The sequence below is a fragment of the Crateriforma conspicua genome (assembly GCF_007752935.1).
In the GTDB taxonomy this organism is placed as follows: Bacteria; Planctomycetota; Planctomycetia; order Pirellulales; family Pirellulaceae; genus Crateriforma; species Crateriforma conspicua.
The window spans coordinates 2,502,582-2,517,432 of record NZ_CP036319.1 but is presented as its reverse complement, the minus strand read 5'-3'; the positions used below and the strand labels follow the sequence as shown (position 1 = coordinate 2,517,432).

Sequence of the window (14,851 nt, the reverse complement as noted above, 5' to 3'; positions counted from 1 at the left end):
CCGGATGGACCGAAAAGTCCGCACCCGGCATTCGATCAAACGTCGACCTGTTCCAACACGAACGTCGGATTTGGATCGCTGCGTCCTTTGACCTCGCAGGTGAAGAATTCTGTCAGATAACGCTGGGGCTTGCCGCCCTTTTCCGGGACACGAAAGCGATCACCTTTCTGTAAGACCGGACGATATTCTTCGATGCCACCGAATTGTCGGGTTCCCGCCGCTTGGCACGGGAACCAGTGACCGTCGCCGTCGGCGTCTTCCAGGTAGAACTCTGGATAGCAGTGTTCGGGCACCCAAACCATCCGCGCGGGAATCTTGGCGTTGCGGCACAAAGCCACGACCAGGCTGGTCATTTCTTCGCAATCGCCATATCCATTTTCCAAAGCCAACGATGCACGTTGGATCGGTCCGTTGACGTATCGCACGTTGTCCCGCACGTAGTCGTACATGCGTTCGACCAATTGCCACGCGTTGTCATAGGGCTCGGCGGACAGTTCGGCATAGGCGGCGCGGATCGTCCGGTGTGTGTGGTCGATCTCGGGACTGGTTCCCAGGTACAGCTTGATGTCCCGCGATGGCCGCGCGGGGATCACCAGATCATCGGTGACCTCCGGTGCAACGATTCGATGCTTCTTGACATCGAATTCGAACATGATTTCCGTCTCGCTGCTGGCGGCCACCTTGGCCACCGACGCGACCACTTGGGTCGTTCCCCCGGGCGCCGGACGTGTGATCCAGCGGGTCATCGGATTATCGATGTTCTTGTTGACCAAGCGGACTTCTTGTTCGGGCCAGTTGACCGGAATTGGAAACGTCGCGATCACGTTTTGACAGGTCGAACCGGTCTTCAGTGACAGCCCCATCCGCCATCGATGGGTTTGCGGCAGATCAAACGAAACGCGTGGCGTGCCTTCGGATTCCTGGTCGCCCCGTCGCGAGCGACGACTTTGTGCCATGGCATCGTGATGGTACTCGAGCGTCGTGGCTGCGGAGACGGCTGTCAAACGGGCCAACGACTGTGAACAAAACTGGCGACGATCAAGCGGCATGATGTCGATTGGGGTGGGAAGAAAGAAATTCGATTTGTTCAGAGACGGGTCACGATTGGCGACCCTAGAAAAACAGACCGGTCACGCATCGCCGCCGCACGGGCTCGTCGAACGACGGCGATACGATTCCAGTCTAGTCGGTGAACGATTCCAAGCGTTCGTCTTTTCAGGCCGCTGCATCTATCCACCGTACGGATTTCTACAGTGCCAGACGTTTTCTTCTACGTTCGACGTTCCGGGGCGACCGAACGCTGCACTACAAAGCGTACGTTTTGACACGCCGCGTCGTGCGAATGCTACTGGACGAGTTGGCGGTCGACGATGCGATCGCCGTGTTCGTCGTACATATCGTTCATGAAGTCCTGGACGGGCGACATTTGGCTGTTGTATCGGGGTTGGAACCCGTCACCGCCCATCACACCGCTGCCCATGACGCCATCGCCGATCACTTGTCCGTCGTACATCATCGGCGTTCCATAGGGATCAACGTATGCGCCGGCGGAAGATCCACATCCACAACCGGATTCCAGAGTCGGTGATCCATAGCAACTGCTGCACGTCGGTGCAGCCATCGCGGCGGCCGGCGGGCACTGCGGTTCACAATACGTCGGGGCGGTCACGACCGGCGTGGGAGCATAAGTCGGGGCCGGTGCGTAGGTGGGCGCCGGAGCGTACGTTGGTGCCGGGGCATAGGTGGGCGCCGGTGCGTAAACGGGCGGTGCGACCTGGGCGGCCGGTGGGCATATCTGCTGGGTCCTTGATCGACAGCCGCCCAACAGCCGGTTGGTGCACGAGCCGATCGTGTTGCACAAACCGCAGCGGGCGCCGCGTCCAAAGAAGAAGTTGCGTAGCCCGCTGCATCCCGATGACGTGGAAACGGTCAACAGAACCAGCACAATCATTACTTTGCGGATCATCATCATACTTTCCTTCATTAACAAACCGAGCCTATTCGTTGATCCTGATGAAGGACCGCACAAAACTAGGTCGCCTGGAGTGTTGTGCAAACGCAACATCGTTTTTTTTCAGCAACATTTTGATGTCCTACCTCCACAGCTTCCCCCGCTACGTCCTGTATCCATATGACTCCACCGCAGCGCAACAGCTTGACGACGTGTTGTCGGACGCGTCGATCGATCATGGGAATCCAACGAGTGGCTTGTCTTTCACTCGTGGTGTCAATCACGTTCGGCTTGACCGGCATCGCCGCCAGTCCTGATCTTCCGCCGATCACGGTCGACACATCGATCCATTTGTCTGACACCTTGGAATCAACGTCACGAATTGGTTCACTGGGCATGACCCAAGACCGTTTGTGGATGTTCAGCACCCGCGGAATGCAAACCAGCGTTTGTGCGGCCCCGCTGGAATCGCCCAACTTTCGTGTCTATCAGTTGGACACCTGTGGCCGGATCCATCCATCATCGTTGGACATGTACTTGGCCAGCCGTCAAAGCGATCGTCCGACGGTGGTTTACGTTCATGGCAATCGTGTGGACTCATCGGCCAAAGCCATCGAACGCACATTGGCGGTGTACCGCAGCGTTCGTCGTTACCAACACTGCACCGGACAATTCGGCGGTTCGATCGACTGGGTCTTGTGGAGTTGGCCCAGCGAACGCGAAGGATTCGGTCTGAACGACGTACGCATTAAAGCCGCACGGACCGATACACAGGGTCTGTATCTGGCTTGGTTGCTGCGTGAACATGTCAAAGCCAGCCAGCCGACGTCGATGATCGGATACAGCTTTGGCGGACGCGTGATCACAGGCGCGCTGCATGCAATGGCCGGCGGCACATTGGGTCGACGACAATTGCCCGGCGATAAAGTGACCGGTGCGGCGATCGACATCGGCTTGGTCGCTCCGGCGCTGGAAAATGACTGGTTGGCCGAACGAGGCTATCACCGATTGGCAACCCAGAATCTGGATTCCATCCACCTGCTGTACAACCGCCGCGATGTTGTGCTGAAGAATTACTGGCGGTTGGATCGCATCCGCAACGCCGATGCCTTGGGTTACAGTGGTCCGTCACGTTTCGCATCACGCTATGACGGGACTCGATTGCCGGTGCGGGCCCGCGACTGTGCCGCGGTGGTCGGCCGGCATCACAGCGAACTGGACTATTACACGTCCAATTGCGGAGCCGGTCCGATGATGCAAACGGTGATCGACCATTGCCTGTTCCCCAACCCGTGATGTGAATTCGATCCCATGATCCTGGGCGAATACTTTCAAAACGGCCGCTGGTACGACACACCGCCGCCACGCATTGACAGCACCGACGTGGGATTTCGCCAAGGCGTGACCGCCGTCGAAAGACTTCGCACCTATCACGGACAACCGTTTCAAACCGACCGCCACCTGCGGCGGTGGTGGGACACCGTTGAAGTGTTGGGCATTGCGTCGTTGCCGTCGAAGGACTCGTTCACCGCGTTGGTCGACGAACTGATCGAGCGGAACCGTGCGACCATCGACGTTCATGGTGATGTCGGCATCACTTGGCTGGCGACCCCCGGCAGTGAACAGGGATCGCCGACATGCATCTTGCAGATCCAAAGCCTGGATCATCAACGGCATCAACGCTGGGCACGGTCCGGACAACCGCTGGTCATCACCGACGTGACCCAACCACCGCCCACCAGTTGGTCACGGCAAATCAAAACACGGTGCCGATTGCACTACTACTTGGCGGACCAGCAAGCCAAACGCAGGCAACCGGATGCGGCCGGCGTGTTGTTGGACGGCGACGGTTCGATCACCGAAACCAGCACCTGTAACCTGGCGATACTTTCGCAGGGCACACTATGTTCACCACCCAAAGATCGCATTTTGCATGGCGTGACCCAAGCCGTGGTCGAATGCATCGCGGGTGATTTGGGCATCGGCTGGACACTGGCCCCGATCACCCCACAGCAGTTACGCAATGCGGACGAAGTGTTGTTGATGGGGACCGACGCCGGCGTGTGGTTTGCCGGTGAGGTCGACGGCCGCCAAAAGACCTGCGACCACGACAGCGTTTACAGCCGCATCAAAGCAGAGTTCGACCGACGGGTCATGCCCGCGGATTGAAGTTGAAATTCTTGCTGCGTGAAAAGAACTCCAGCGGATTTTCGTAAACCACTTTGCGGATCAACGATTCGCTGTGGCCGCGTCGTCGCAATTCAAAGATTAAATCCGGCACGGCGGTCGGCTTGCTGGGCCCCCAATCACCGGCCGAGTTGGCCAACAATCGTTCGCCACCGGTGCGTTCGATCATGTCGGCGGCGCGTTGCGGCGTGCATTTGGTGACCGGGTACAACGTCATGCCGGCCCAAAAACCACGATCCAAGACTTCGTCAATCGTGTGTTCTTCGACGTGATCGACCAACACGCGATCCGAATCTAATCGCGTGTCGGATTGCAACATGTCCAAGATCATTCGCGTCCCCTGGTACTTGTCTTCCAGGTGCGGCGTGTGGATCAGAATCGGTTGGTTGTACTTGGCGGCCAAGTCCAGGTGTTCCAAGAACACGGTGGCTTCGTTCTTGGTGTTCTTGTTCAATCCGATTTCGCCGATTCCCAACACATTGGGCTGATCCAAAAATTCGGGAATCATCTGGATCACGTCGCGCGACAGCGAGACGTTTTCGGCTTCTTTAGCGTTGATGCACAGCCACGTGTAATGCTGGATGCCGTATTGGGCAGCGCGACGCGGTTCGACTTCGGTCAGTTGACGAAAATAGTCGCGAAATCCGTCGACGGTGCCACGATCAAAGCCGGCCCAGAACGCAGGTTCGCTGATCGCGACACATCCCATGCGGGCCAACGTTTCATAGTCGTCGGTGATCCGCGAAACCATGTGAATGTGGGGGTCGATGTAGTCCATTTACAGTTCCATTTTCTCTCGCCACTGGGCATCGTAGGGTCGGCTGAACAGAAACTGCAGTCGGGCCGCGCGATCGGGATCGTCCGAAGCTAAGATCTCAATGGCTTGGTCCAACTGGATTCGTTTGTCCGAATCACCAAGCCCGTCACCGCCGGGTGCCGACTGCATCCGATCCAGCGCAGCGGCAATTTCCAGCATCTTGGAGCGGACTTCCAGATAGCTTTCGTTCAGGATCGTCTTGGCGTCTTGTTGGGACAATGTCACGTCAGATGATGGCATCGTTGCGACTCAATCATGATGGTGGTTCCCCGAACCGAAGCGTTGATTCCGGCCAAGCGACCGGATGTCTCGGGAAACCCAAATTATAAACCACTGCGGTCGGGCGATCATCCGCAAGCATGACCATCGCCGTCCTTTGTATCGATCACGACGGATGTAAGGGATGTCCGTCGCCCAACGCCGGGGCGATGCGGATCTGACAACCAACCGATGACACGTTTGTCAGAACGAAAGCTACGTTTCCAGTACGGGAGCGACCCAGTCGCTGTTCCGTGAATTGAACGTTTTGTGATGGCTGTCGGGAAGGGGAACTCGACAACCGTCCGTTGTCCGCAACGCCGGATTCCCATCTTCGTCGGTCGTCGCGTCCTTCATCGGTCGCAAGATCAAACGATATCGGAACGTGGCGTTTAGGGGGGGGGTGCTGTACGATGCCCGGGTTATCACTGACCTATGAATTTCTAGCCGAAACCGCCAACGCTGCGGCGGTCGACGTCTTGGCGTCGGCCCTGCGCAGCGGCGATCCGGACGCTCACCGACGTGCCGTTGACGCATTGCTGCGCCGACGCTGTGAACGGTCCGGCCGGTGCCTGGCGATGCATTGGCCGTCGTTGACGCCGGAACAACAAGAACGTCTCGTGCCACATGCCAAGTGGTTTCGAACGTTCGTCGCTGAACGTCTGTCAGGCGATGCCGATGTCGTGCTGCCGGCTTTGCGGGCGTGCAAGACCCTGCAGCTGGTCGACCTGACGGACACGATTGCCCGCTTGGCGGAAAACGGAAAATCCCATGCGATCCGTCACGCCGCCGCCGACACGATTCGCTCCATCGCCCAACAACTGGGGGATGCGGCACGGTCGGGACAGGTGAACGTTCTCGGTCGATCCGCCTTCGTGACTCGTCTGGCCGCCAGCGCCCGTCGATTCTCGATGCACCGAAACCACACCTTGGTGGAAGCGTTTCTGTTGGCATCGACTTGGTCCGACAGCGAACTGCGTCGATGCATGAAAGACGATTCGGGGATCGCCGAGTTGCTGACCGACTGTTTGGTCAAGGCGACCGATCGCAGCTTGATCGACTTGCTGGCCGCTGGCGTCCGTCGCCGCGACTTGGGTGATGTGCTGGCCGGCGCGATCCAGGATCGCACGGACGAAACATTCCAGTCATCGTTCCTAACGAGCGTGGGAACCGATCCGACACCCAATACGATCAACAACTTGAAACAGTTGGGCATTCCGCGCTGCTGTCGTCAAGCGTTCGGCGAATCGGATCAACTGTCCGATTCGCACCAAGCCGCCCTGATCTATGTCTGGTCCTATGGCAATGGCGACTGGGAAGACACCCTGACGTTGGCGTGTGGTGCATTACAACACTGCGGCGAATCCGTGATCCCAGCCGTACTTTCCGCATTGAAACGAACCGAACCCCAGCCCGCCGAATCGTGGTTGGAAGCGGCCAAGCACGTCAGCAGTGATGATCCCGCGCAGATCCAACAACATCGCAAAGCCCGATTGCTGATGAACCTGATCGAAATGTTGGATCATCCCGACCCGCGGATCGGCGAAGCGGCGCGTGAGGTCCTGCGTCCGTTGCATGCCGCGGCAATGCTGCCGGTCATGAACACATTGGGCCAACGCAGTCGCCGGATCCTGGGACGTGTGGTGATGATGGTCGACAATCAAGCGATCCAACATGTCAGCGATTCGCTGCGTCACCCGGTACTGCAAAATCGGCTGGACGCATTGCTGGCCGTCGATGCGTTCGCGGCGATTGATTTGCTGAGCGATTCGATGAAACACATCGTTCGCAATGACCACCAGGAAGCCCGTCGCGTGGCCGCCGAAGTGATGGCCGACGGCACGGGTGAAGAAACGTTGAACCTGTTGATCGAAATGGCGGATCTGCCGGAAAGCAGTGCACGCGACGCCGCACGCCGTTCGTTAGAAAAGCGTCAGGAATCGGACACGGAATTTCCGGCCAATGTGTCCGACCTTAGCGAGCTGAACCTAAATTAGGGCGAAGATGAACATGTGGTCCAACATTGTTTCCAAGACAAGCTCGGTCACCGATGCCACGTTACCCCTGGCCGAAACCGTCATGCGTGACGTCAGCCTTCAGTTCCGCGAACAAAAGGTTGAATCGGAGTGGCATGGCGAACTGTGGTTTTTAGCGATCCCGGTGATCGCGATTGCCGCGGCGCTGGTGATCTATCAAGCGTTTCGCCGCCAGACCGCCCCCGAAAATTCGCCGCATCAATTGTTGCTGGACTTGGGGCACGCCCATCGTTTGGATCGCAAGTCGATGCAATTGATCGATCATTTAACCGAAGCCGCGGGGATGAAACATCCTGCGGCGATCATGGTGTCGGTCGACGCGTTCGATGCCGCGGTGCAATTGGTCCAGCGAAAGTCGGGGCTGGGTGACAAAGACCAACCCGTCTTGGCCGACATTCGGCGACGTTTGTTTGTCGCCGAAGCCTGAGCGAAAAGCGATCACCATCACTCAGTCGTCTGCGCGTCGGCTCGATCGGTCATCTGACGCAGCGTCGTCAGGTCGATGTTGTCGGCAACAAAGGACCAACGTCCGCTGCCCAACAACACGTGCGCCCCGTCCACGTGATCGCTGCCGAAGCCGCCGACGACGCCCAATGTCGTGGTAGCGTCGTCGCCGGGAACCAACGTTTTCGACACGTTGATCGAATGCCCGCCGTTGCGGATCGATGATCGGGTGCCGCTGGCCCAACCGTGGTCGTCCGGCAACGGCAGTTTTTCGCCGACGAACACCGTGTATTCCAAACCATCACTTACACCGTCGGCGTCCAAGAAAACGTTGGCCATCAAGACGCCGTTGTTGTCCGGCGCGATCGGCGTTTCGACCGAACCCTGATTGCCCGCATAGCAGGTCACGTTTTCGGGCACCCCGTCAAAAGCGGGGCAACGCAGTTCGGGAACGACGGTCTGCAGCACCATCGTGTTGGACGGCGAATAAATGCTGGCCGACCGATCGATCGATTCGGCCAATTCCGGATGATCCATTCGGGCGATCAAGCCGGTCAGCCAATTGTGGTGGAACCCGGTGGGGTCATTACAAACCGCCGATGATTCGTCCCAGGTGCCTGAGGGATAATGTCCGAACGTCGAATGGTACGAACCCAGCGCCGTGGCGATCCGTTGCAAGTGCGTCTGACAGATAATGCGTCGCGATCGTTGTCGCGACTGCAGCATCCATGGGATTGCCAGGGCGACAATCAACGCGACCAAGAACAGCACGAAAACGACTTCGCCCACACCGCGGCCACTCCGTAAGGTCGGCCACGATTCCGATTGCGTGCTTGTCGACTTCATCACACCTCTAAAAACATTCTTGCTGGATCTTCGATCACTTCTTTGATTGTCGTCAGGAAACCGACCGCTTCGCGACCATCGACGATCCGATGGTCATAGGTCAACGCGACGTACATCATCGGACGGATCACGACTTGGCCGTCTTCGGCGACCGGTCGTTCTTGGATCGAGTGCAGACCCAAAATCCCGCTTTGTGGCGGATTAACGATCGGGGTGCTTAACAGCGAACCATAGATTCCGCCGTTGCTGATGGTGAACGTTCCGCCCATCAGATCCGCCGGCTGCAACCGGTTTTCGCCGGCCTGCCGCGCATAGTCCCCGATGGACCGTTCGATTTCCGCGAACGACATGCGTTCAACGTTACGCAAAATCGGTACCACAAGTCCTTTGCCGCCACCGATCGCGATGCCGATGTCTTGGTAATTCTTGTAGACGATGTTCGCGTCACGGATCTCCGCGTTGACGGCCGGGAATCGTCGCAGGGCTTCGACAGACGCTTTGGCAAAGAAGGACATGAAGCCCAGCTTCACACCGTGCTTTTCGTGAAAGCTTTGTTTGTACTTGTTACGGATGTCCATCACCGGCTGCATGTTGATTTCGTTAAACGTCGTCAACAGGGCAGCGGTTTGTTGGGCTTCGACCAAGCGTGCGGCGATCGTCCGCCGCAACATGCTCATCGGTTTGACTTCTTCGCCCCGGTGCAGCGAACTGGTCATCAGCGATCCGTCGATCGTCGGACGCTGGGCCGGTGTCATGGGGGCGGCGGGCGGTTGGAATGCCGTCGGGGTGGTCGATGCCGCGGTGGTCGGTCCATCGGGCCGAGTCGTTGCGGGGGCAGCCGACGGGGCGGGATCGGTAGGCCGCGATCGGATGTAGGCCACCACGTCTTCCTTCAGCAATCGACCGCCGGGTCCGGTGGCCGGGACCTGGTCGCCACGCAGGCCGTGTTCGTCCAACAAACGCTGGGCGGCCGGCATCACGAAACCGCCCTTGCCGGCGGGTGCCGACGAAGCAGGTGCGGGACTGGGGGCTGCCGGGGCGGGTGTCGGTGCGGCGGACTGGGACGATGCCGATTTGCCGCCGCCACCGCCGGCGGGAGCTTCGCCGGGCTGGATCGACGCGATGACTTCACCGACGGTCGCGAATTCTTCCTCTTTCTTCTGGATCGACGTCAGCACGCCGGCCACGGGCGCCGGGATTTGAACGGACGCCTTTTCCGTTTCGATTTCCACCAAGTCTTCGCCGGCGGCCACGTGGTCGCCTTCGGATTTCAGCCACTGGCCGATCTGGACTTCGGAAATGGATTCGCCCACGGTGGGGACTTCGACGCTAACAAGATCGCTCACGATCGTTTCTGACTTCCGTTCTAAAGGGCGGAACGTGGGATGCCGACGGGGCGTTGCCGCCGGGGAAGACCACCGACCGGCCATGGTTCGTCTGTGGGGCAACGTACGATCACCGGCGCCGATTCGGCGTCCGGGACCGACCAAGACGTCGCAGCCACCCCATAAAGAATACCGATCCGACGTGGTGGTGTCAGGCCGGCGCCGCCGGCATTTCGCGGTCATTCGTGTTGATTCGGTGAAGCGTTAAATCTGGTTCGATCCCTAGGTGCTGGATCTTCTGCACCCAAAGTTCACCAGGCGGCATGGGCGAACCACTTGCGCCCAAAGCATCACGGTGTGACGGTCCGATTCCATAGAAACGAGTCACCTGATTCCAAAGGAAGGTTCCTTCGATCGTTTGCCGGAGTCCCCATCGCGATGTCTGAACACCGTGGATATTTGATCCAGACCGGCATCGCCCTGCTGGTCGTCGTCGGCGGCGGATGGTACTTCGTCAAACATTACGAAGTGTCGGGACTGGATCGCGTGTCGGTACGTCCCAAATCCGGCGATACCGTCGATACGGACCGCGTCAGCTTTGCCGCCAACCGATCCGATCCCTTGACCCCGGGGACCGGAATGCAAACGGCCAGCGTCGTGCCGGCGGCATCACAGCCCAATCCGTTCACGTCATGGTGGAACGGCGACGGCCTGGCGGGAAAGTCCGGCAAGGAGGACTCCACCGGCGGTCCCGATTTCGATAGTGACACGTCGGTGATTCGTAACACGTTCGCCAAAGCCAACGTGCCCGTCGCCACACCGAACCGGGCGGCGGCCCTCACCCACGCGTTTCGCAATCTGCGGATCGCGTCGTGGGCGATGGGCGGATTCGGACCGACCAAATTGCGGGATCCGATGATTCGGAAAAACGTGATCCGGATCTTGCGTCAATTTGACGTGATCGCGTTCCAACAAGTCAGCTCGATCGAACGTGACGTCATTCCCCGACTGATCGATGCGGTCAACGAAGGACAAAGTGAAATCAGCGGCGCCTCTCGATACGATTTCATCCTGTCCAATCCGAATGCCGCCGCCGCAGCCGATCCGTTGCTGGGCGAACAGATGGGCTTCATCTTTGACACCAGCCGTGTCCAGGCGGATCGCACACAAACCTATACCGTGTCCGATCCGGCCGGTGCGATGTCGCATGATCCGCTGGTCGCCTGGTTCCGTGCGGCCGAACCGTCCCCGTCAGAAGCCTGGACGTTTTCCATGGTCAACGTGCGGATCGAATTGACGCGGGCGAGAGATGAGGTCGCTTTGTTGTCGGGCATTTTGAAAGCGGTCGCCGAAGACGGCCGTGGCGAAGACGACATTGTCTTGGCGGGTCTGTTCCAAGCCGACGACGCGTATCTGATCCCCAGCGTCGCCGGCGGACGGATGCAAGCCGTCGTGCACAGCAGCCCGACCGATGTGTTCGCCAATCATCAGACGTCCAACATTCTGGTGCGTCCCTCATCGACCAGCGAATACTTGGGACGCGGCGGTCCGCTGAATTTCCTGAGGGTCTACAATCTTTCGCTCAGCGAAGCAGAAGCCATTTCGCCGCACCTGCCCGTGTATGGCGAATTTACTGCCGTGGAGGGTGGCCACCTTTAACGTCGATTTGAATTACATTGTGCCCGGGTTAAATACTCAATTCCTAGGCACTACACGTAAACGATCGATGAAACTGAATCTTTCCCCCACATTCGCCATGTTGGCGATCATTGTCGGCATGACTGGGACGTCCCAGGCGAAAACGCCGATCACCAGCGAGCAAACCATTTTCGCGGAAACCGACGGCATCGCCGCGGTCGAAGCGGAACACTTTTTTGACCAGCAAAAGGTCGACACTCGCGCTTTCTATCTGACCACTTCGGAAACCCAGCCGAAGTTTTCGCCCGACGGCGACCCGCCCCATGTTGGCGGCGCCAGCAACGGCGCGTACTTAGAAATCCTGCCCGACAGCCGACGCAATCACGGCGAAAAACTGATCAAGGGCACCAACTTTTCCAGCACGCCCGGCGAATTGGCCGTGGTCAGCTACAAAATCAACTTCCAAAACCCAGGTCGCTACTACGTTTGGGTCCGCGCCCATTCGACCGGCAGCGAAGACAACGGCATCCACGTCGGCTTGGACGGCAACTGGCCCGACAGCGGCAAACGCATGCAATGGTGCACGGGCAAACGCACGTGGCACTGGGAAAGCAAACAACGCACCGAGAAACAACACTGCGGTGAACCCTACAAGATCTTCTTGGATGTTCCGACCGCCGGCGTTCACACGGTGCACTTCAGCATGCGTGAAGACGGCTTTGAATTTGACAAGTTCATCCTGACCCAGAACCGCGATTTCCAACGCCCCGACGGTGTCGGTCCCGCGCCGGTTGTCCACGCGGGCCCCCAACCGCCGACGTTCGCTTATGTGGATGCCCCCGCGCCGACCAACGACGCGCCCCAACCGACCGCCGATGCCAACACGCATCAACAAAACGGTGGCCATCAAAACGCGGCCAAGGCGCTGGCGATGACCGCGTCGTCGTTCACGCTGGACGGCACCGGGTTCTATCTGCACAACGGCAAATGGGCCGCGGTGAATCCCGATCGCAACAAGTCGGGTTTGGCCGGCAAGACGTTTCCGTTCCCCTCTGGAAAATACAACGTCACCTTGGAAGCGGTCGGCGAAAGCGATGGCGAATCGACGTACCAAGTGATGGCCGACGACCGGACGATCGGCCAACACCAATGTCCGCTAAGCGACAAGATGTTCGAAGCCGGTTCGCGATACAACAAAACTTGGAAATCGGTCGACCTGACCGAAGGTGATGTGATCAAGGTCAAGGCAACGATCGCTTCGAAAGACGGGCAAGAATACAGCCGTGCCCGCTGGGCCGCGGTCCGATTCGAACCGGCCGATGACACAACCCTGGCCGCCGCACAACCTTTCTTGAAAGCCGCCGCGGTTGCCAAGAACGAACCGGCAAAATCCGCCAAGCCCGCCACCAGCCCGACCACCCCGGTCAGCACAAAACCGCTGATTCAACCGCGTGGCGCCGACGGTGACGGTTCGATCGCGGTTTCCGGAACCTTGGAAGCCTGGCATAAGGTCACCCTGACGATGAACGGTCCGTTCGCCCACGAACAGGACAACGAACCCAACCCGTTCACCGACATGGACATGACGGTCACGCTGCACCACGACGATGGAACCACCTATGTGATCCCCGGCTACTTTGCCGCCGACGGTGACGCCGCGAATACGTCGGCTGACCAAGGCAATCAGTGGCGTGCCCACTTTGCCCCCGATCGTCCGGGTCGCTGGACCTACAAGGTCTCGTTCCGTCGCGGTGACGGCGCCGCGCTCGATCGTGATGCGGATGCAGAAACCGTTTCGCCTTTTGATGGCCAATCGGGAACGTTGAAAATCGCCGCCAGCAGCGCCGACAAAGACAGCTTCCGTTCCAAGGGACGTCTGCAATACGTCGGCCAGCGTTACCTGCAACACGCCGACAGCAAAGAATTCTTCTTGAAGGCGGGTGCCGACGCTCCGGAAACCTTGCTGGGCTATGCCGAATTTGACAACACGATCGCCGGTAAGAAGGATCGTGTGCCGCTGAAGACCTACCAGGCCCACATCCGCGATTGGCAAGACGGCGACCCGACCTGGGCCGACGGTAAGGGCAAAGGCTTGATCGGTGCGATCAATTACTTGTCCGGCAAAGGATGCAACGCATTCTCTTTCTTGACGTACAACGCCGGTGGCGATGGCGACAACGTTTGGCCCTTCATCGATCGCAACGACAAGATGCATTATGACTGCAGCAAGTTGGATCAATGGGGCATCGTGTTCGACCACGGCACCGACCGAAACATGTACCTGCACTTCAAGATGCAGGAAACGGAAATCGACGATCATCATCGCGGCCACAACGGTTCGGCCAACTCGGTCCCCGAGTCGCTGGACGGCGGCAACCTTGGCGATCAGCGAAAACTGTATTGCCGCGAACTGATCGCTCGATACGGCCACAACCTGGCGCTGAACTGGAACCTGGGTGAAGAAAACACTCAATCCACCCAGCAACTGCAAGACATGATCAATTACATCGACGCGTTGGATGCGTACGACCACAACGTCGTCTTGCACACGTTCCCAAACCAACAGGACAAACAATACCGTCCATTGATCGGTGACAAATCCAAGTTGACCGGCCTATCGCTGCAAAACAGCGGGATCAAAGACACCCACTGGCAAACCGTCAAATGGGTGCGTGAATCCACCGCCGCCGGCAAGCCTTGGGTCGTCGCCTTTGATGAATCGGGAACCGCCGCCCACGGCCAGTGCCCCGACCTGGGTTACGAAGGCTACGACGGCCGCGACAGTTCCGGCGAAATGACGTACACCGAGCATGAAGTGCGACGCCAAACCCTGTGGGGACACCTGATGGGTGGCGGCGCCGGCGTGGAATACTACTTCGGTTACAAGTACACCCAGAACGACTTGGTTTGCGAAGACTGGCGTTCACGTGATCGCAGTTGGGACTATTGCCGTATCGCTTTGGAATTCTTCAAAGACAACCAAATCGCGATCCAGGAACTGATGCCTTCGGATGAGGTGATCGGTAACAACCTGACCAACGGCAGCAACGAAGCCAACGCCAAGTACTGCATGGCCAACCCCGGCAATCTGTATCTGGTCTTCCTGGCGACCGTCGGCGAAACCGAGTTGGATTTGTCCGGTGTCGATGGCGAATTCGAAGTCGGCGTGTTTGATCCTCGCAAGGGCGGTGACGTCAAATACGACGGCACCACCGTGCAAGGCGGATCCAAGATCACGCTGAAGTCGCCTGCGGCCGGTGAAAAGTCCGCCGACGACTGGTTGCTGGTCGTGCGACGCAAATAAGTCATCGCACGACCGTGATGCGATGATCCGTCACCGCATCGCGAC

At 58.7% G+C, this 14,851-nt stretch carries 12 protein-coding genes; 6 read left to right on the top strand and 6 right to left on the bottom strand.

Annotated elements, in window-relative coordinates; translation table 11 throughout:
- Positions 1 to 35: 35 nt before the first annotated feature.
- Entirely contained in the window at positions 36 to 1,049 is a 1,014-nt protein-coding gene (locus tag Mal65_RS09695) for a transglutaminase-like domain-containing protein (RefSeq protein WP_145296597.1), read from the bottom strand.
- A 296-nt stretch (positions 1,050 to 1,345) separates the two neighbouring features.
- Entirely contained in the window at positions 1,346 to 1,984 is a 639-nt protein-coding gene (locus Mal65_RS09690) for a hypothetical protein (protein ID WP_146438263.1), read from the bottom strand.
- Positions 1,985 to 2,188: 204 nt separating this feature from the next.
- Between Mal65_RS09690 and Mal65_RS09685 the strand changes: the two genes are divergently transcribed.
- Positions 2,189 to 3,247, top strand: coding sequence for a hypothetical protein (locus Mal65_RS09685; RefSeq protein WP_145296592.1), 1,059 nt, complete (start codon positions 2,189 to 2,191; stop codon positions 3,245 to 3,247).
- Positions 3,248 to 3,262: 15 nt separating this feature from the next.
- The gene (locus Mal65_RS09680; RefSeq protein ID WP_145296589.1) at positions 3,263 to 4,120 is read left to right on the top strand and encodes an aminotransferase class IV; all 858 of its coding nucleotides are present in this window, start codon (positions 3,263 to 3,265) and stop codon (positions 4,118 to 4,120) included.
- Here the strand turns inward: Mal65_RS09680 and Mal65_RS09675 are convergent.
- Both Mal65_RS09675 and Mal65_RS09670 read right to left on the bottom strand, forming a co-directional pair.
- Entirely contained in the window at positions 4,104 to 4,916 is an 813-nt protein-coding gene (locus tag Mal65_RS09675; protein WP_145296587.1) for a TatD family hydrolase, read from the bottom strand. The genes Mal65_RS09680 and Mal65_RS09675 overlap by 17 nt on opposite strands.
- Positions 4,917 to 5,195 carry a hypothetical protein gene (locus tag Mal65_RS09670; RefSeq protein WP_196784723.1) on the bottom strand — a complete coding sequence of 93 codons (279 nt, stop codon included), beginning with the start codon at positions 5,193 to 5,195 and terminating at the stop codon, positions 4,917 to 4,919.
- Positions 5,196 to 5,626: 431 nt separating this feature from the next.
- On the opposite strand from Mal65_RS09670, the gene Mal65_RS09665 reads away from it, so the two are divergent.
- Positions 5,627 to 7,210 (top strand): hypothetical protein, encoded by a 1,584-nt coding sequence (locus Mal65_RS09665; protein WP_145296584.1) that lies wholly within the window; start codon positions 5,627 to 5,629, stop codon positions 7,208 to 7,210.
- 7 nt (positions 7,211 to 7,217) lie between these two features.
- Positions 7,218 to 7,676 carry a hypothetical protein gene (locus Mal65_RS09660; protein WP_165701177.1) on the top strand — a complete coding sequence of 153 codons (459 nt, stop codon included), beginning with the start codon at positions 7,218 to 7,220 and terminating at the stop codon, positions 7,674 to 7,676.
- A 17-nt stretch (positions 7,677 to 7,693) separates the two neighbouring features.
- Here Mal65_RS09660 and Mal65_RS09655 read toward each other — a convergent pair whose 3' ends face one another.
- The gene (locus Mal65_RS09655; protein WP_145296578.1) at positions 7,694 to 8,539 is read right to left on the bottom strand and encodes a DUF1559 family PulG-like putative transporter; all 846 of its coding nucleotides are present in this window, start codon (positions 8,537 to 8,539) and stop codon (positions 7,694 to 7,696) included.
- Positions 8,539 to 9,885, bottom strand: coding sequence for a 2-oxoglutarate dehydrogenase complex dihydrolipoyllysine-residue succinyltransferase (odhB, locus tag Mal65_RS09650; protein ID WP_145296575.1), 1,347 nt, complete (start codon positions 9,883 to 9,885; stop codon positions 8,539 to 8,541). The genes Mal65_RS09655 and odhB overlap by 1 nt, the downstream gene beginning before the upstream one ends.
- A 417-nt stretch (positions 9,886 to 10,302) precedes the next feature.
- On the opposite strand from odhB, the gene Mal65_RS09645 reads away from it, so the two are divergent.
- A complete protein-coding gene (locus Mal65_RS09645) occupies positions 10,303 to 11,523 on the top strand; it encodes an exonuclease/endonuclease/phosphatase family protein (protein ID WP_145296572.1) in 1,221 nt (406 codons plus the stop codon).
- A gap of 67 nt (positions 11,524 to 11,590) precedes the next feature.
- A complete protein-coding gene (locus Mal65_RS09640) occupies positions 11,591 to 14,806 on the top strand; it encodes a DUF5060 domain-containing protein (RefSeq protein ID WP_196784719.1) in 3,216 nt (1,071 codons plus the stop codon).
- Positions 14,807 to 14,851 lie beyond the last annotated feature (45 nt).